This window comes from Sphingomonas sp. HMP9 (assembly GCF_013374115.1).
GTDB lineage: Bacteria > Pseudomonadota > Alphaproteobacteria > Sphingomonadales > Sphingomonadaceae > Sphingomonas.
In genome coordinates this window covers 3,863,967-3,880,143 of record NZ_AP022673.1, presented here as the reverse complement: position 1 = coordinate 3,880,143, position 16,177 = coordinate 3,863,967, and the positions used below count along the sequence as shown (strand labels likewise).

Sequence of the window (16,177 nt, the reverse complement as noted above, 5' to 3'; positions counted from 1 at the left end):
GTCATCCCTCCCCGCCCGTTACGTTCGCGCCCGCCGTTTGCGACGGAGTCGTCTGTATGTCGCTCGAATTCGTTTCGCTTGTCACCGGCGCGGGTACGTCGACGCTGTGCGCGAGACTCGCCCCCGGCTTGCGCGCGACCAGCTTGGTCGGATCGCGCATGTCGAACCGGATCCAGCCGCGCCCCAGCAACGGCCGCGCCCCGTCCAGCTCGGCGAACTTCACCAGCGCCCGCGGCGCGCCGTCTTCGGGCAGCGCCAACGTCTCGCCACTCTCGAACGTCAAATCCCAGCGCCGATTGCCGACCCACGTCGCCGCCTTCACGCGCGGCTTCAACGCCGGCGCGGCGGCGAGCAGAGTCTGGTACGACGCCTCCTGCCGATCCGCACCCGGCCCGATCACCAGTGGCAGGTTCGGGATCGCCTCGGGCTGGACCGGTTCGAGCAGCACGCCCGACGAATCGATCAGCGTCAGCTGGCCATTGTCCTGCCACACCGCGGCGGGCGTCCGTTCGACGATATCGACCAGCATCGTGTTCGGCAGCCGCCGCGAGACATGCGCGTCCGCGATCCAGCCATAGCGCAGCAGTTTCTGCCGCACTGCCTCCAGGTCGACCGACAGCATCGACGTCTGGTTCTGCTTGTCCTCCAGCGCGACCGCATAGACCGACATCCGGTCCATCCGTTTCAGGCCGGTGACCTCGATCTGCTCGACCTTGAAGCCCGCGCGCCCGGCACCTTCGGCTAGCGCCGCGCCGATCATGCCGGGGATGCCGATCCACGTCGCCGCCGCGATCGCCACCGCGCCGCCCGCGCCCAGGATCGACCAGGTGGCGATCTTGCGCAGCGTGTCCTCGCTGACCGGGAGCATCCCGACCAACCGGTCCATCGCCGACACCTTCTTGACCGCGACTTTCCGCCGCGGGGCGGGCCGCTTGGGGGGCGGACCGCGCTTGATCGTCCGGCTCATGGCGAAGGATTGTCCGCGATCGCCTCGTCGACGATCGCCTGCACCAGGTCGGCATAGCTCATGCCGATATGCCGCGCCTGTTCGGGCACCAAGCTGAGCGGAGTCATTCCCGGCTGCGTGTTCACCTCGAGCAGGAACAGCCCGTCGACTCCGCGCTCGTCATCCCAGCGGAAATCCGACCGCGACGCGCCCTTGCAGCCGAGCAGCCGGTGCGCCTCGAGCGCGAGGCTCTTGCACGCCTCGCCGATCTCGTCGGGGATCTCCGCGGGGCAGACATGCTCGGTCATCCCGTCGGTATATTTCGACTCATAGTCGTACCAGCCCGTCTTGGGCTTCAACTCGGTGACTCCCAGCGCCCGGTTGCCCAGCACCGCGGTCGTCAGCTCGCGCCCGCGAATATAGGGCTCGGCGAGCAGCTCCTCGAAATCGGTCCACGGCCCGACGCTGTCGCGCGCGATCGGGTTGCCGTAGTTGCTGCTATCGGTGACGATCGCGACGCCGACCGACGAGCCTTCGTTGACCGGCTTCAGCACATAAGGCCGCGCCATCGGATCGCCCTCGAACAGGTCCGCCGACTTGACGATCCGCCCGCCCGGCATCGGGATGCCTGCGGGCACCAGCAGCAGCTTGGTCAGCACCTTGTCGATCGCGATCACCGAGGTCGCAAGCCCCGAATGCGTGTAGCGCAGGCCCATCAGGTCGAGCAGCCCCTGCACCGAACCATCCTCGCCGGGCGTCCCGTGCAGCGCGTTGAACACGAGATCGGGCTTGGCCTCCGCCAACCGGGCGGCGACGTCACGCCCCATGTCGATCCGCGTAACCCGGTGCCCGAGCGACTCCAGCGCATCGGCACACCCATTGCCCGACATCAGCGAAACCTCACGCTCCGCCGACCAGCCGCCCATGAGGACTGCGATGTGAAGAGGACCGCTCACTTCGCCACCCTTTCGTCATCCTGACGAAAGTCAGGATCCAGAGTTACTGCGCGCACCCCATTTTGCTCTGGATCCTGACTTTCGTCAGGATGACGGACCACCCCCACCCGCTGGATTTCCCATTCCAACGTCACCCCAGAATGCGCCTTCACCTTGGTCCGTACCTCTTCACCCAGCGCCTCGATCTCCGCGCTCGACGCGGACCCGAGGTTCAGCAGGAAATTGCAATGCTTCTCGGAGACCTGCGCGTCGCCGCGCGTGAGGCCTCGGCATCCGGCGGCGTCGATCAGCGCCCAGGCCTTGTGTCCCTCGGGATTCTTGAAGGTCGATCCACCGGTCCGCGATCGCAGAGGCTGCGAAGCCTCGCGCTCGGCCGCGATACGGTCCATCTCGGCACCGATGACCGCCGGCTCGCCGGGCGTGCCCGCGAACACCGCCTCGACCACCACCGCGCCCGCGGGCAGGTCCGAATGCCGATACACATAGCCGAACCGCGCCGCCGGCCACGTCTCGACCGAACCCTCGCGCGTCACGACGGTCGCCTCGACCAGAATATCGCCGACGTCCCGTCCATAGGCCCCCGCGTTCATCCGCACCGCGCCGCCCACGGTTCCGGGAATCCCGCGCAGGAACTCCAGCCCGGCAATCCCCGCATCGCGCGCCGCGCTGGCGACCGTAATCCCCATCGCCCCCGCCCCGGCACGAACGCGACCGTCCTGCACCGACACCTTCGCCATCGCCTTGGGCAGCCGCACGACGACCCCAGGCACGCCACCGTCGCGCACGATCAGGTTTGAGCCCACCCCGACCGGCAGAACCGGCGTCGCAGGATCGAGTGTCTTCAACAACCCGGCCAGATCCTCGACGTCCGCAGGCCGCACCAGCCACTCGGCAGGCCCGCCGGTCCGAAACCAGGTGAAGTCCGCCAGCGAACCACCAGCCTCGACCTTTCCCCGAATGTTCTCCCGCGAAGGCGGGAGCCCAGTCTGGGTCCCCGCCTTCGCGGGGACACAAGGAGATGCAGAACTCACGCCGGCACCTTCGCACGCTCGACCGCGATCGCGTCCGACAGCCCGGCCGCCCACTTGGTAATGTCGCCAGCCCCGAGGCAAACGATCATGTCGTCCGCCTCGATCGTCGCCGCCAGTTCGACCGCCAGCGCGTCCGCATCTGCGACCACACCCGCGAACCGGTGTCCGCGCCGCTTCAGCCCCTCGACCAAGGCCGCCGCATCGACGCCCTCGACCGGCGCTTCGCCCGCTGCATAGACCGGCGTCACCAGCACCCGGTCGGCGTCGTTGAACGCGGTCTGGAAATCCTCCATCAGATTGCCTAGCCGCGAATAACGATGCGGCTGCACGACCGCGATCACGCGCCCCTTCGCGCCCTCGCGCGCAGCGGCCAGCACCGCGCGGATCTCGACCGGGTGATGGCCGTAATCGTCGATGATCGCCACGCCGCCACCCTCGATCGGAACCTCGCCCACCTTGGTGAACCGCCGCTTCACGCCGCCGAACTTGGCAAAGCCCTGCTGGATCGTCGCATCCTCGATACCCAGCTCCAGCGCGACGCCGATCGCGGCCAGCGCGTTCTGGACGTTGTGCCGCCCGGGCATCGGCATCTCGATTCCCGCGATCGTCCGCGTCGCGCCGTCGCGCGTCCGCACCACGCAGTCGAAGCGGTTGCCGCCCGGAATCGGCGTCACCTCGACACCGCGCACGTCCGCCTGCGCCGAGAAGCCATAGGTCACGATCCGCCGGTCGCGCACGCGCGGCAGGATCCCCTGCACCTCGGGATGATCGAGGCACAGCAACGCCGCGCCGTAGAAGGGCACGTTCTCCACGAACTCGACGAACGCATCCTTCACCGCGTCGAACGATCCGTAATGATCGAGATGCTCGGGATCGATGTTGGTGACGACCGCGATCGTCCCGTCCAATCGCAGGAAGCTGCCATCGCTCTCGTCCGCCTCGACCACCATCCAGTCGCTCGCGCCCAGCCGCGCGTTCGAGCCATAGGAGTTGATGATCCCGCCATTGATCACCGTCGGGTCGACGCCACCGGCATCGAGCAACGCCGCCACCATCGACGTCGTCGTGGTCTTGCCATGCGTACCAGCGACCGCAACCGTCGACTTCAACCGCATCAGCTCGGCGAGCATTTCCGCGCGACGCACCACGGGCACGCGCGCGTTGAGCGCCGCCTCGACCTCCGGGTTCGAGCGCACGATCGCGGTCGAGACGACCACCACCGCGGCATCGCCGATATTCGCCGCGGCATGGCCGATCGCCACCGGGATCCCCTTGTCGCGCAACCCCTGCACGACATAGCCCTCGGCGACGTCCGACCCCTGCACGCGGTAGCCGAGATTCTTCATCACCTCGGCGATGCCCGACATGCCGATCCCGCCGATCCCGACGAAATGGATCGTGCCGATATCCGTTGCGACACCCTTCATGCGAACTGCGCCTTCGGCTTGGACGGCGCACCGACCGGGATCCGCGACACCGGCGCGTCGAGGCTCTCGACCAGATCGGCAAGATCGCTCGCGGCATTCGGCCGCCCGCAACTGCGCGCACGTCCCGCCGCGTTCTGCAACGCGGCCGGGTCAAGCCCGAGTTTCTGCATCTGCTTGGCCAGTTCCACTGCGGTAAAATCTCCCTGCGCGATCGTCCGCGCGCCGCCTGCCCGAGTCATCTCGCGCGCGTTCACGGTCTGGTGATCGTCGGTCGCACTCGGCAGCGGCACCAGGATCGCCGGACGCCCCGCCGCGGTCAGCTCCGAAATCGTCGACGCGCCCGCGCGCGCGATAACGAGATGCGCCCAGGCGAGCTGTTCGGGCATATCGGGCAGATACGTCGCCAGCTCGGCCGGGATATGATGCTCGGCATATTTCGCGCGCACCGCATCGATATCCTCGATCCGCGCCTGATGCGTCACCTGCAGCCGCCGCCGAAACGTCACGGGCAGCATCGCCAGGCCATCGGGCACCACCTGCGACAGGATGCTCGCCCCCTGGCTGCCGCCGGTCACGAGAACGCGGAAGATGCCGTCTTCCTCGAGCAGCGGATAGGGTTTCGTGCGCAGAGCCAGCACCGCCTCGCGCACCGGATTGCCGACCAGATGCGTCTTGCCCAGCAGCTTGGTCGCCAGCCGCTCGGTCGGCTCGGACGAGGTCGCGATCGCATCGACGCGCCCCGCGACGAAGCGATTGACGCGCCCCAGCACCGCGTTCTGCTCGTGCACCGCAGTCGGGATCTTGTCCGCAAACGCCGCCAGCAGCGCGGGCAGCGCCGGATAGCCGCCAAAGCCGATCACCGCCGCCGGCTTGAACGTCGCGTACAGCTCGCGCGCCATCGCCCGCCCGCGCCACATCTCGCGCGTCGCCTTCGCCCAGCCGAGCGGCCCACCACTGAAGCGCCCCGCGGGGAGGACATGCGTCTGGATCTCGTCGAACAGCCCGGGAAAGCGGACGCCGCGCGCGTCGCTGACCAGCGCCACCCGGTGGCCACGCTTGGTCAGTTCGGCCGCCAGCGCCGCCGCCGGGACCATGTGTCCCCCGGTCCCACCGGCTGCGAGGACATAATGCCGAGGCTTATTAACGTTCATTCACCACTCCAGCGGACGACATAGGGGCTCCGCGTGAGGAACGGATTGCGCCGGGTAAACGCCAGCAGCAACCCCATGCCGACCGAAAGCGCGATCATCGACGATCCGCCATAGCTGATGAACGGCAACGTCATCCCCTTCGACGGCGCGAGCCCGGTGTTCACCGCCATGCTCACCAGCGCCTGCGCGCCGAACTGCGTGGCCAGCCCGGCAGACGCCAGCAGCTTGAATTCGTCCTGCTCGTCCAGCAGCTTGACGAACACGCGCACGACGATCGCGAGGAAGATCACCGCGATCACCGAACAGGCGATCAGCCCGAATTCCTCGCCGATCACGGAGAAGATGTAATCGGTATGCGCCTCGGGCAGCCCGAACTTCGCCGCGCCGGCACCGGGTCCAGTGCCGGTCCAGCCGCCGGCGGTCAGCGTATTGTGCGCGGCGTTGGTCTGGAAATGATCGCCCGCGCCCTCGCCCTCGACGCCCGGAAACAGGAACGCGTCGATCCGCGACCGCGCCACGCCGTAGAATATATAGGCCGCAACCAGCCCGGCCGGCGCCATCGCCATGAGCCCGAACAGCACCTTGGCCGGCGTGCCCGCGATCATCAGGAGCGTCATCCACACCGTGCAGAAGATGATCGTCTGGCCGAAATCGGGTTGCAGCATCAGCAGCACCGCGACGCCCGCAGTCATCGCGCCGGTGATCAGCACGGTCGGCAGTTCGGCATCCTTCGCACGGAGCGACAGCAGCCACGCAACCGTGACGATGAACAGCGGCTTGAGGAATTCCGAGGGCTGGAACTGCGCGAAGCCGAAACCCAGCCAGCGCCGTGCGCCGTTCGCCTCGACCCCGATGAACGGCGTCACCATGAGCATCAGCACGAACAGCGCGCACCCGCCGATCGCCATTCGTCGCGCCATCGAGACGGGCATCATCGATACGCCGAAAAGCACGGGCAGCGACACGCTGACCCACATCAGCTGCCGCCAGAAATAATACAGCGGCGCGATCTTGTGATGCTCGCCCGAATAGCGGACCGCACTCGCCGGCGACGCCGCCGCCACCGCGATCAGCCCGATCGCGATCAGGAACAGCGTCAGGAGCAGCAGCATCCGGTCGATATCCCAGAACCACGTGCCGAGCGGCGACTGATCGCCGCGGCCGCCCCGCCGCTTCATCTTCGCGACCATACCGGTCTTGGGTTCGGACATATCCAGGGCCCCAGCGCGCATATCGGTCATGCCAGCAACTCGACCGCGGCCCGAAACGCAGCGCCGCGGGCCTCATAGTCGCTGAACTGGTCGAAGCTAGCACAGGCCGGCGACAAGAGCACGGTGTCTCCGGGTTTGGCCTGAAGCGCCGCGCGCGCGACGGCCTCGGAAAGCGTGCCGACGTTCTCGACCGGCATCGAGTCTTTCAATATCTCGGCGAACCGCGGCCCGGCCTCGCCGATCGTGTAGGCGCGGACGACGTGACCGAATGCGGGCTTGCAGGCATCGAGGTCGTCGCCCTTTGCGCGACCGCCGACGATCCAGTGAACCCGATCGAACGCGGCGAGTGCGGGCGCGGTGCTCTCGGGATTGGTCGCTTTGCTGTCGTCGAAATAGGCGACGCCGCCATATGATGCGATCTGCTGCATCCGGTGCGGCAGGCCAGTAAAGCTTGCGAGCGCGCGATCGATATCGGTTTCGCTGACGCCGAGCGCTTTGGCGACGGCGATCGCGGCAAGCGCGTTCTGCGCGTTGTGCGGACCCTGGAGCGCGGGCCAGTCGCCCTGGAACATGCACACGCCGGGCGCGATCTTGGTAAGATGCTCGCCCTTCGCGGACAGCCCGCGCGCGATCGCGGCGGACGGCGCATCTCCGATCCCGATGATCGCGTCGTGCTCGGCCGACTGCATCGCGAACAGCCGCGCCTTGGACGCCGCATAGCCGTCGAAGCCGTCATACCGGTCGAGATGATCGGGCGTGATATTAAGCAGCACCGCGACGTCGCAGTCGAGCGTCTGCGTCAGGTCGATCTGGTAGCTCGACAGTTCGAGCACGTATACGCCGCCTTCGGGGAGCGGCTCCTGCTCGAGGATCGGCAGGCCGATATTGCCGCCCATCAGCGTGGGAGTGCCGGCGGTCTTGAGGATGTGGTGGACAAGCGCGGTGGTGGTGGACTTGCCATTGGTGCCGGTAATGCCGACGACCTTGTGCTGCGGCAGGTCGCCGCGCGCTTGAGCGAACAACTCGATATCGCCGATGGTGGCCGTGCCAGCCCCGCGCGCAACGGCGGCGAGCGGATGCGTATTCAGCGGAACCCCCGGCGACACGACCAAAGCGTCGAACCCTGAAAGATCCTCCAGCGGCGCAACATCCACGAACCCTCTCCCCTCCGGGGAGAGGGTTGGGTGAGGGGCCGCCAGGGGCGCAGCGCTGCTGGGCGGCCCCTCACCCCAACCCTCTCCCCGCAGGGGAGAGGGAGCAAAAACCTCACGCTTCGCCTCATCCGAATCCCAAGCAACAACGCTCGCCCCGCCAGCCACCATCGCACGCACCGTCGCGCTACCCGACCGCGCAAGCCCCAGCACCGCAAAGCGTTTCCCGCGCCAGGCATTGGCGATGATCACCGCAGCTTCAACGTCGAAAGGCCGACCAGCGCCAGCACCAGCGCGATGATCCAGAAGCGGATCACGACGGTCGCCTCGGCCCAGCCGAGCTGTTCGAAATGATGGTGGATCGGCGCCATCCGAAACACGCGCTTGCCGGTGCGCTTGTAGAAGAACACCTGGATGATCACCGACAGCGCCTCGATCACGAACAGCCCGCCGATGATCCCCAGCACGATCTCGTGATGCGCGACGACCGCGATCGTCCCGAGCGCACCGCCAAGAGCGAGGCTCCCGGTATCGCCCATGAACACCGCCGCCGGCGGCGCATTGAACCACAGGAACGCGAGCCCCGCCCCGACGATCGCCCCGCAGAAGATCGCCAGTTCGCCCGCTCGCGGGACGTGCGGGATGCCCAGATAATCGGCGAACTTCACGTTCCCTACCAGGTACACGATCAGCATGAACGCCACGCTGGCGATGATCACCGGCATCGTCGCCAGCCCATCGAGCCCGTCGGTCAGGTTCACCGCATTGCCGAACGACACGATCGTGAACGCGGCGAACACGGGGAAGAACCAGCCCAGATCAAGGTACATGCGCGACGTGAACGGCAGATACAGATGCGGCCCGTTCTGCGACATGATGATCGTGGCCGCGATGCCGGCAATCGCGAATTCCAGCAGCAGCCGCGTACGCCCGCTGATCCCCGCGGTGCTCGCCTTCCGCACCTTGTCGTAATCGTCGAGGAACCCGATCGTCCCGAAGCCGAGCGTCACGAACAGACACGCCCAGACATAGGGATTGCTCAGATCCATCCACAGGAAGATCGCGACGCACATCGAGGTCAGGATCATCAGCCCGCCCATCGTCGGCGTGCCGCGCTTGGCGAGATGAGTCTGCGGGCCATCGGCGCGGATCGGCTGGCCCTTGCCCTGCCGAACGCGCAACCAGCCGATGAACTTGGGTCCGATGATCAGGCCGATGATCAGCGCGGTCGCGACCGCACCACCGGTCCGCACCGTCTGGTACCGGATGAGATTCAGCAGACCGGGAAACCCCAGATGCTCGGCGAGCCAGTACAACATTCAGTTAATCCCGCCTTTTAGGCCAGCCACTACGCGAGCGAGGCCCACCCCGTTCGATCCCTTGACGAGCACGACATCGCCCGGCGCCAGGATCGTCCGTAACGACGCGAGCGCGGCCGCAGCGTCGCCCACATGGACGGTTTCGACTTGTCCCTCAAGCACCTGCACGAGCGGCGCCATCGCTTCACCGACCAGCAGCGCCATTTCGACGCGCGCCGCGAGGATCGGTTCGGCAAGTCCGGCGTGATACTCGTCCGACGCGTCGCCAAGCTCCCGCATCTCGCCGAGCACCGCGATGTGGCGCCCCGGCTCGTGGCCAAGGACGCTGAGCGTCGCGCGCATCGAGGCGGGGTTGGCGTTATAGCTCTCGTCGATCACCAGCGCCTGCCCGTCGCCGACCTCGACCATCGATCGCGCGCCGCGCCCCTGCAAGCCACCGAGTTCGGCGAGTGCCAGTCCGGCGAGTCCGAGATCGCCCCCGGCCGCCTGCACGCAGGTCAGGACGCCGAGCGCGTTCGACACCCAGTGCGCGCCGGGCTGTGCGATCGTGAAGCTCAGTTCGTGCTCGGCCCCCTGCCCCATCCGCGCGGTAACGAACGTCCCGCCGGTCGGCAGCCGCATCGCCTCGATCGCGCGGACGTCGGCGCCCTTGTCGCTGCCGAACGTCACGATATGCGCGGCATGCGGTGCGGAGTGCCCGAGCAGCCGGTCGCGGTGCGGGCTGTCATAGGGGACGATCGCGGTGCCGCCCGGTTCGAGCCCTGCGAAGATCTCGCCCTTCGCATCCGCGATCGCGCTCTCGTCGGGGAAGAACGCGGTATGCGCGGGCGCGATCGCGGTGATCATCGCGATATGCGGGCGGACGAGTTGCGTCAGGTCGGCGAGTTCGCCGGCATGGTTCATCCCCATCTCGAACACGCCGAACGTCGCTTCGCGGGGCATGCGGGCGAGGCTCAGCGGTACGCCGGTGTGGTTGTTGTAGCTCTTGACCGAGCGGTGCACCTCGCCGGGCGCGGCGCGGTCGAGGCAAGCGAACAGCGCCTCCTTCGCGCTGGTCTTGCCGACGGAGCCGGTGACGCCGATGATCGTGGCGGACGAGCGCGCGCGGCTCGCGGCGCCGAGCGCGTTGAGGGCGACGAAGCTGTCTGCGACCAGCACGTGCGGGTGGTCGCATGGCTCGGAGACTATCGCGCCTGCCGCGCCTTGTGCGAAGGCCTGGTCGAGGAAAAGATGGCCGTCGCTGGCCTCGCCTTTCATCGCCACGAACAGATCGCCCGGGCCAACCTCGCGCGAATCGAACGCGACTCCCGTGACGGAGAAGTCCCCCGACGCCACGCCGCCAGTGGCGGCCGCGATCTCGGTCGAATTCCAAAGGTTCACTGCGCCCCTCCCGCTTGCGGGATGGGTCGGGGGAGAGGCTGACCAAACACGCCGGACGCCAGTACGTACGTCGCGCCCTCCCCGACCCCTCCCATAAATGGGAGGGGAGCAGAATTGCTGTCTCATCCCACGAACGGAACGGCAATGAAGAGAAAGCCCCCCTCACGCCGCACACTCCCGCGCGACGGTCACGTCGTCGAACGGCAGCACCATGTCGCCGACGATCTGGCCCTGCTCATGACCCTTGCCTGCGATCAGCACGATGTCCTCAGGTCCCGCCTCGCGCACCGCGGCACCGATCGCGGCGCGCCGGTCGCCGATCTCCTCGGCACCGCGCGCGCCCTTGAGCACGTCGCAGCGGATCGCGCGGGCGTCCTCGGTCCGGGGGTTGTCGTCGGTGACGATCACGCGGTCGGCATGCTGCACCGCGACCTGGCCCATCGTCTCGCGCTTGCCAGTGTCGCGGTCGCCGCCGGCCCCGAACACGACGATCAACTTGCCGCCTGCATGCGGCTTCAGCGCCGCGATCGCAGCCTCCAGCGCATCGGGGGTATGCGCGTAGTCGACGTACACCGGTGCGCCCGACTTCGCGATCACCGCGCGTTCGAGCCGTCCGCGCACCGGTTGCAGACGCGCGAGGTTGGCGATCGTCGCCGCCACATCGCTGCCGGTCGCGATCACCAGTCCGGCCGAGACCAGCGCGTTCGCCGCCTGATACGCCCCGATCAACGGCAGCGTCACGGTGTAGGTCCGGCCGTCAGCCTCGATCGTGAGCCGCTGCCCCAACAGCGTCGGATCGCGTCCCACCAGCCGCAGCGTCACGCCCTGCGTGCCGACCGTCACGAGCCGGTTGCCGCGCTCGCGGGCCAGGTCGATCACGCGCGCCGACTGGGGATCGTCCGCCCAGACCACTGCCGCGCCATCGGCCGAGAGCACTTCGGAGAACAACCGGATCTTGGCGGTGAAATATGCCGCCATGTCGCCATGATAGTCGAGATGATCGCGGCTGAGGTTCGTGAACGCGGCGGCGGCGACCTTCAGTCCCTCGGTGCGGTATTGCGTCAGCCCGTGGCTCGACGCCTCGAAGGCCAGGTGCGTGACACCTTCACGCGCGAGCCCAGCAACGTTGGACAGGAACGTCACCACGTCGGGCGTCGTCAGGCCGGTCGTCACCCGCTCGTCGGCGGTCGTGACCCCCAGCGTGCCGATCGACGCCGCATGAAAGCCCGCCATCCGCCACAGCTGCCGAGTCATCTCGACGCAGGACGTCTTCCCGTTCGTGCCCGTGATCGCGACCGACGTCTCGGGAAACGGCGCGAAGAACTTGGCCGCCAGTTGCGCGAACCGCTCGCGGGGATTGTCGTCGGCGATGTAGGTGGCCCCCTCGACCGTCAGGCCCGGCCGCGCGACGACCGCAATCGCGCCCGAGCGGATCGCGTCGGCGATATAGTCCTCTCCGTTGACGCGCGCGCCTTCGAACGCGCCGAATACCGTGCCCGGCGCGACCTTGCGGTGATCGATCGCGAACCCCGTCACCTGCGCTTCTTCCGTCCCGTCGGTCAGCGCTGCGAGTTTCATGCAATAGTCCTCATTGCCCGGTCGGCTGTGTGCGGGTCGGGTCCTGCCACAAAGTCGGCACGATGTCAGACACGTCGATGTCGCGGTGCGCATCGGGCACCACGCCCAGGATCGCGCCGACGCGCGAGATCGTGCGGCCCACGACCGGCGCGGTGTTCCACGCAGCCGTCTTCCACCCGGCGGTTTCCTTCGTGCCCAGCGGCGAATCGAGCATCGCCAGGACCACATAACGCGGCGCATCCATCGGGAACGCGGCCGCAAACGTCGCCACGTTACGCGAGTGATCGTAGCCACCGGACACCGCCGCCTCGGCCGTGCCGGTCTTGCCGCCGACGCGGTAGCCCGGCGCATCGCCCTTGCGCCCGGTGCCGCGCTGCACGATCAGCCGCAGCATCTGCCGCATCCGCGCGCTCGTCTGCTCGCTGATCACGCGGCGACCAACGGGCGCATGACCCGGTGCGACCTTCAGCAACGTCGCCGGCCGCCAGATCCCGCCATTGACCAGCGCGGCATAGGCGCTGGCCAGATGCAGCGGGGTCACCGCGATGCCGTGGCCATAGGCGGTCGTCATCGTCGTCGTGCGTGCCCAGTATTTGGGCCACAACGGGCGGCCCTTCTCGCGCAGTTCGATATCGGGCTTGGTGTCGAAGCCCAGCTTCTTGAACATCGTCTGCATCCGCGCCGGCCCGACCTCGTCGGCGACGCGCGCGGTGGCGATGTTCGACGAATAGATCAGCGTCTCGGCCATGTTGAGCCAGCGCTTGGGATCGCCGCGCTCGTCATGGATCGTGAAGCGGCCGACCTGCAGCGGGTGCGTCGCATCGAACCGCCGCGCGAACGACGTGACGACGCCGGTATCCATCGCGGTCGCCATCGTGATCGGCTTGAACGTCGAGCCAAGCTCGAACACGCTCTGCGTCGTGATGTTGCGGAGCTGTTCGCTGCCCGACATGCCGACCCGGTTGGGGTTGAAGGTCGGCAGCGAGACCATCGCGATCACCTCGCCCGTCGCCACGTCGAGGACGATGCCGCCCGCACCGCGCGCGGAAAACGTCGTCATCGCCCGGCCGAGTTCGCTCTCCATCGCCGCCTGGACGCGGTTGTCGAGCGACAGCGCGACCGGCGTACCGTTGAGCGCCGGGTTGGTCAGCCGCTCGTCGAGCACGCGTTCCATCCCGCTCATCCCGTGCCCCGCGGTCGACAGGAAGCCCAGCGCATGCGCCGCCATCGTCGATTGCGGATACAGGCGCTGCGTGTCGCGGTCGAACACGATCGCGGGTTCGCCGATCGCATTGACCTGCTCGACGAGCGCGGGCGAGGCGCGCCGCTGGAGATAGATGAAGCTCTTGCCCGACGTCAGCAGCGCATAATAATGCGCCTGGTCGCCCGCCTCGGGCATCAGCGCGGCCAGCTTGCTGGCCACCTCGGTCGGGTCGCCGATCAGCTTCTTGGGGTGGACCGCGATCGTCCACGCATCGATCGTGCGCGCCAGCGGCGCGCCGTTGCGATCGACGATGTCGCCGCGCGCCGCGATCGTCGCCGCGCGCGCCTGCGGATCGGCGAGCGACGCCTGCACCGCCAGCATCCCCAGCCGCCCGATCACCACCAGCACCGCCGCGCCGAACAGGAACATCAGCATCATCAGGCGCGTGTGCGCGGTCGCCACCAGTGCATGACGCTGGTTGGCGCTACGTTGCTGCGAGACAGGCCGGGCGACCAATGCGGTCACCGCCGCTTGCGGCTCTCGGAGCGGGCCCCGCTCATGATGTCACCCAGCGTCGTATCGGACAGGAGTTTCCGGTCGAGCATCGCGACCGCCTGCGGACGGACCTTGGCGACCGCTGCGAGGCGATCGGTCTTGGCGGCCCGGACGAGTGCGGCTTCGGCGGACCGCGGCGTCGACACCGAGGCGCGGATCACGACCGGCTTGAGCGCGGTCTTCGATGCGGCCTGGATCGCCACGTTCATCGCACGCGGCGCGGTAACCTGTGCCATCTGCACCGGCGCAACGGTAACGGGAGCAAGCTTCACGACCGCCGGAGCGGCGGTCACCGGCACGATCGACGTGGACACGACGGACCCTGCCCCCGACGGCACCAACAGCGCGGCGGTCTGGACCCCGTCCGCGCTTAGGCTGTTGACGTCGAGCGCCGCAAGCGCAGCCTCGCTCACGACGAACTGCCCGGCGGTCGGTGCCGACAGCGCCAGCGTGTCGCCGTTCCAGCGCTCGAGCTGCGCGAGGTTGCCGCGCGTGTCGAACTCGGTCTCCAGCGCGCGGATGTCGCGCTGGGCGGAGCGGATCTGACCGTTGACCGCCTCCAGCTTCTTGCGCTCGGCGGCGACCTGCAGCGACACGAGGTAGAAACCGAGCACGACGGCCACGCAGCCCCCGAACCAGCCCACACCCTTCATCCGATACGCCGCCGTCATGTCGTCACCTCTTCCGTCCAGGGTTGCGCGGAGGTCCGCCGCGCCGTCCGTAATGTCGCCGAGCGCGCGCGCGGGTTGCGTGCGATCTCGGCCTCGCCGGCGCGCACACCGCGGCCGACATGAGAAAAACTAGGGTCTACCGGGGCTTTCACCTGCGGAAGATGACGGGAGCCTGAAGGCGCCCCGCCGGACCGGGTACGAAGGAAGCGCTTCACCATCCGGTCCTCCAGGCTGTGGAAGGTCACGATCGCGAGCCGACCGCCGGGTTTCAGCACGCGCTCCGCCGCCAGCAACCCGTCCGCCAGCTCGCCCAGCTCACGGTTCACATGGATGCGGATCGCCTGGAACGCGCGCGTCGCCGGGTCCTTCTTGTCGTGCGCCTTGTAGCCCAGCGCGCGGCGGACGATGTGCGCCAGTTCGCCGGTCCGCGTCAGCGGGCGCGCCGCGACGATCGCCCGCGCCACGCGCCGCGACTTGGGCTCGTCGCCATATTGATACAGCACGTCGGCGATCTCGTTCTCGTCCGCCTCGTTGACGAAGTCCGCCGCCGACATACCGGCCTGCGCCATCCGCATGTCGAGCGGCCCGTCCGACTGGAACGAGAAGCCGCGCTCCGCCTGGTCGAGCTGCATGGACGACACGCCGATGTCGAGCGTCACGCCGTCGACCGGCGCCAGCCCGCGCGTCTCGAGCTCGGAGGCCATCGCCGAGAAGTCCGCAGAAATCAGCGTCAGCCCGTCTTCGGCGTCCTCGATCGTCCGGCCGGCGGTGATCGCATCGGGGTCGCGATCGAACGCGATCACGCGAGCGCCCGACTTGAGCAGCGCCAGCGTATAGCCGCCGGCGCCGAACGTGCCGTCGACCATCGTCTCGCCGGGCTCGGGCGCCAGCGCGGCCAGAACCTCGTCGAGCAGGACGGGGATGTGTGGAGCGTCAGGACGGCTCACAGCTGGATCCCCTTCTCGGCCATGTAGAAGCGCGCCATTTCCTTGACGACGGGGGGCATGCCGTCGGTGGCGATCAGCGTCGCGGGGTCCCAGATCTCGATATAGTCGAGCACGCCATAGAAGAACGCATGGCCCTTGATGCCTGCATAGAAGCGCGGGAATGCCGGCATGATGAAGCGACCGGAGCCGTCGAAGGGGACCGCTTCGCCCGACGCGGCGGCGCGCTTGATGTTATAGTCGTATTCGCCGGTCTCGGACGTGTTCTCGGATTCGCGGCGGTCGAGGCGCTCGGCAAGAATGTCGACATAGCCCGGATCATACGCGACCAGGCAGCGATTCTTCTGATGCGCGCCGATGATGATGGTCCCGCCGTCCTTGCCGTTCGCCTTGGGCGCATTTGCGGAGAGCGTCGTGCGGAGCGCCGAGGGGATGGCTACCCGGCCCTTGTCGTCGACAAGGCCGATACCGTCTCCTTGATAACGACCTCGTACCGACACGCCAAAACCCTTCGAAATGGCGCACACGCTTCACCGTTTCGAAACACGACCCTCGTCGCGTTCCGACCGCGCTGTCAGCAAACGGTGAACGTGCCCCTGTATTAACCTCCATCTACCATAGCGCTTCGGGGACGCAACGGGATTTTTGGGGAT

Annotated in this window: 14 protein-coding genes; all 14 read right to left on the bottom strand. The window is 67.8% G+C overall.

Features of this window, described 5'->3' with window-relative positions:
* Window position 1: 1 nt before the first annotated feature.
* A complete protein-coding gene (locus HMP09_RS17635; protein ID WP_176501414.1) occupies window positions 2–967 on the bottom strand; it encodes a cell division protein FtsQ/DivIB in 966 nt (321 codons plus the stop codon).
* Window positions 964–1,902: a D-alanine--D-alanine ligase gene (locus HMP09_RS17630; protein WP_176501413.1), complete on the bottom strand. Its 939-nt coding sequence runs from the start codon at window positions 1,900–1,902 to the stop codon at window positions 964–966. Before HMP09_RS17630 ends, HMP09_RS17635 begins: the two co-directional genes overlap by 4 nt.
* Window positions 1,899–2,861: a UDP-N-acetylmuramate dehydrogenase gene (murB, locus tag HMP09_RS17625; RefSeq protein WP_176501870.1), complete on the bottom strand. Its 963-nt coding sequence runs from the start codon at window positions 2,859–2,861 to the stop codon at window positions 1,899–1,901. The genes HMP09_RS17630 and murB overlap by 4 nt, the downstream gene beginning before the upstream one ends.
* Before the next feature lie 68 nt (window positions 2,862–2,929).
* Window positions 2,930–4,360, bottom strand: coding sequence for a UDP-N-acetylmuramate--L-alanine ligase (gene murC, locus HMP09_RS17620; protein WP_176501412.1), 1,431 nt, complete (start codon window positions 4,358–4,360; stop codon window positions 2,930–2,932).
* Window positions 4,357–5,511: an undecaprenyldiphospho-muramoylpentapeptide beta-N-acetylglucosaminyltransferase gene (gene murG / locus HMP09_RS17615; protein ID WP_176501411.1), complete on the bottom strand. Its 1,155-nt coding sequence runs from the start codon at window positions 5,509–5,511 to the stop codon at window positions 4,357–4,359. The genes murC and murG overlap by 4 nt, the downstream gene beginning before the upstream one ends.
* The gene (locus HMP09_RS17610; RefSeq protein ID WP_176501410.1) at window positions 5,508–6,722 is read right to left on the bottom strand and encodes an FtsW/RodA/SpoVE family cell cycle protein; all 1,215 of its coding nucleotides are present in this window, start codon (window positions 6,720–6,722) and stop codon (window positions 5,508–5,510) included. Before HMP09_RS17610 ends, murG begins: the two co-directional genes overlap by 4 nt.
* A gap of 26 nt (window positions 6,723–6,748) precedes the next feature.
* Window positions 6,749–8,125 carry a UDP-N-acetylmuramoyl-L-alanine--D-glutamate ligase gene (gene murD, locus HMP09_RS17605; protein ID WP_176501409.1) on the bottom strand — a complete coding sequence of 459 codons (1,377 nt, stop codon included), beginning with the start codon at window positions 8,123–8,125 and terminating at the stop codon, window positions 6,749–6,751.
* Entirely contained in the window at window positions 8,122–9,192 is a 1,071-nt protein-coding gene (mraY, locus tag HMP09_RS17600) for a phospho-N-acetylmuramoyl-pentapeptide-transferase (protein WP_176501408.1), read from the bottom strand. The genes murD and mraY overlap by 4 nt, the downstream gene beginning before the upstream one ends.
* Complete coding sequence (locus HMP09_RS17595; RefSeq protein WP_232090460.1) at window positions 9,193–10,572, bottom strand: UDP-N-acetylmuramoyl-tripeptide--D-alanyl-D-alanine ligase; 1,380 nt, start codon at window positions 10,570–10,572, stop codon at window positions 9,193–9,195.
* A 162-nt stretch (window positions 10,573–10,734) separates the two neighbouring features.
* Window positions 10,735–12,150 carry a UDP-N-acetylmuramoyl-L-alanyl-D-glutamate--2,6-diaminopimelate ligase gene (locus HMP09_RS17590; protein ID WP_176501406.1) on the bottom strand — a complete coding sequence of 472 codons (1,416 nt, stop codon included), beginning with the start codon at window positions 12,148–12,150 and terminating at the stop codon, window positions 10,735–10,737.
* A gap of 10 nt (window positions 12,151–12,160) precedes the next feature.
* Entirely contained in the window at window positions 12,161–13,879 is a 1,719-nt protein-coding gene (locus HMP09_RS17585; protein ID WP_176501405.1) for a peptidoglycan D,D-transpeptidase FtsI family protein, read from the bottom strand.
* On the bottom strand, window positions 13,876–14,580 hold the full coding sequence (locus HMP09_RS17580; RefSeq protein WP_176501404.1) for a hypothetical protein: 705 nt from the start codon (window positions 14,578–14,580) through the stop codon (window positions 13,876–13,878). Before HMP09_RS17580 ends, HMP09_RS17585 begins: the two co-directional genes overlap by 4 nt.
* A complete protein-coding gene (gene rsmH / locus HMP09_RS17575) occupies window positions 14,577–15,527 on the bottom strand; it encodes a 16S rRNA (cytosine(1402)-N(4))-methyltransferase RsmH (protein ID WP_176501403.1) in 951 nt (316 codons plus the stop codon). The genes HMP09_RS17580 and rsmH overlap by 4 nt, the downstream gene beginning before the upstream one ends.
* A complete protein-coding gene (locus tag HMP09_RS17570; RefSeq protein WP_176501869.1) occupies window positions 15,524–16,024 on the bottom strand; it encodes a division/cell wall cluster transcriptional repressor MraZ in 501 nt (166 codons plus the stop codon). Before HMP09_RS17570 ends, rsmH begins: the two co-directional genes overlap by 4 nt.
* Window positions 16,025–16,177 lie beyond the last annotated feature (153 nt).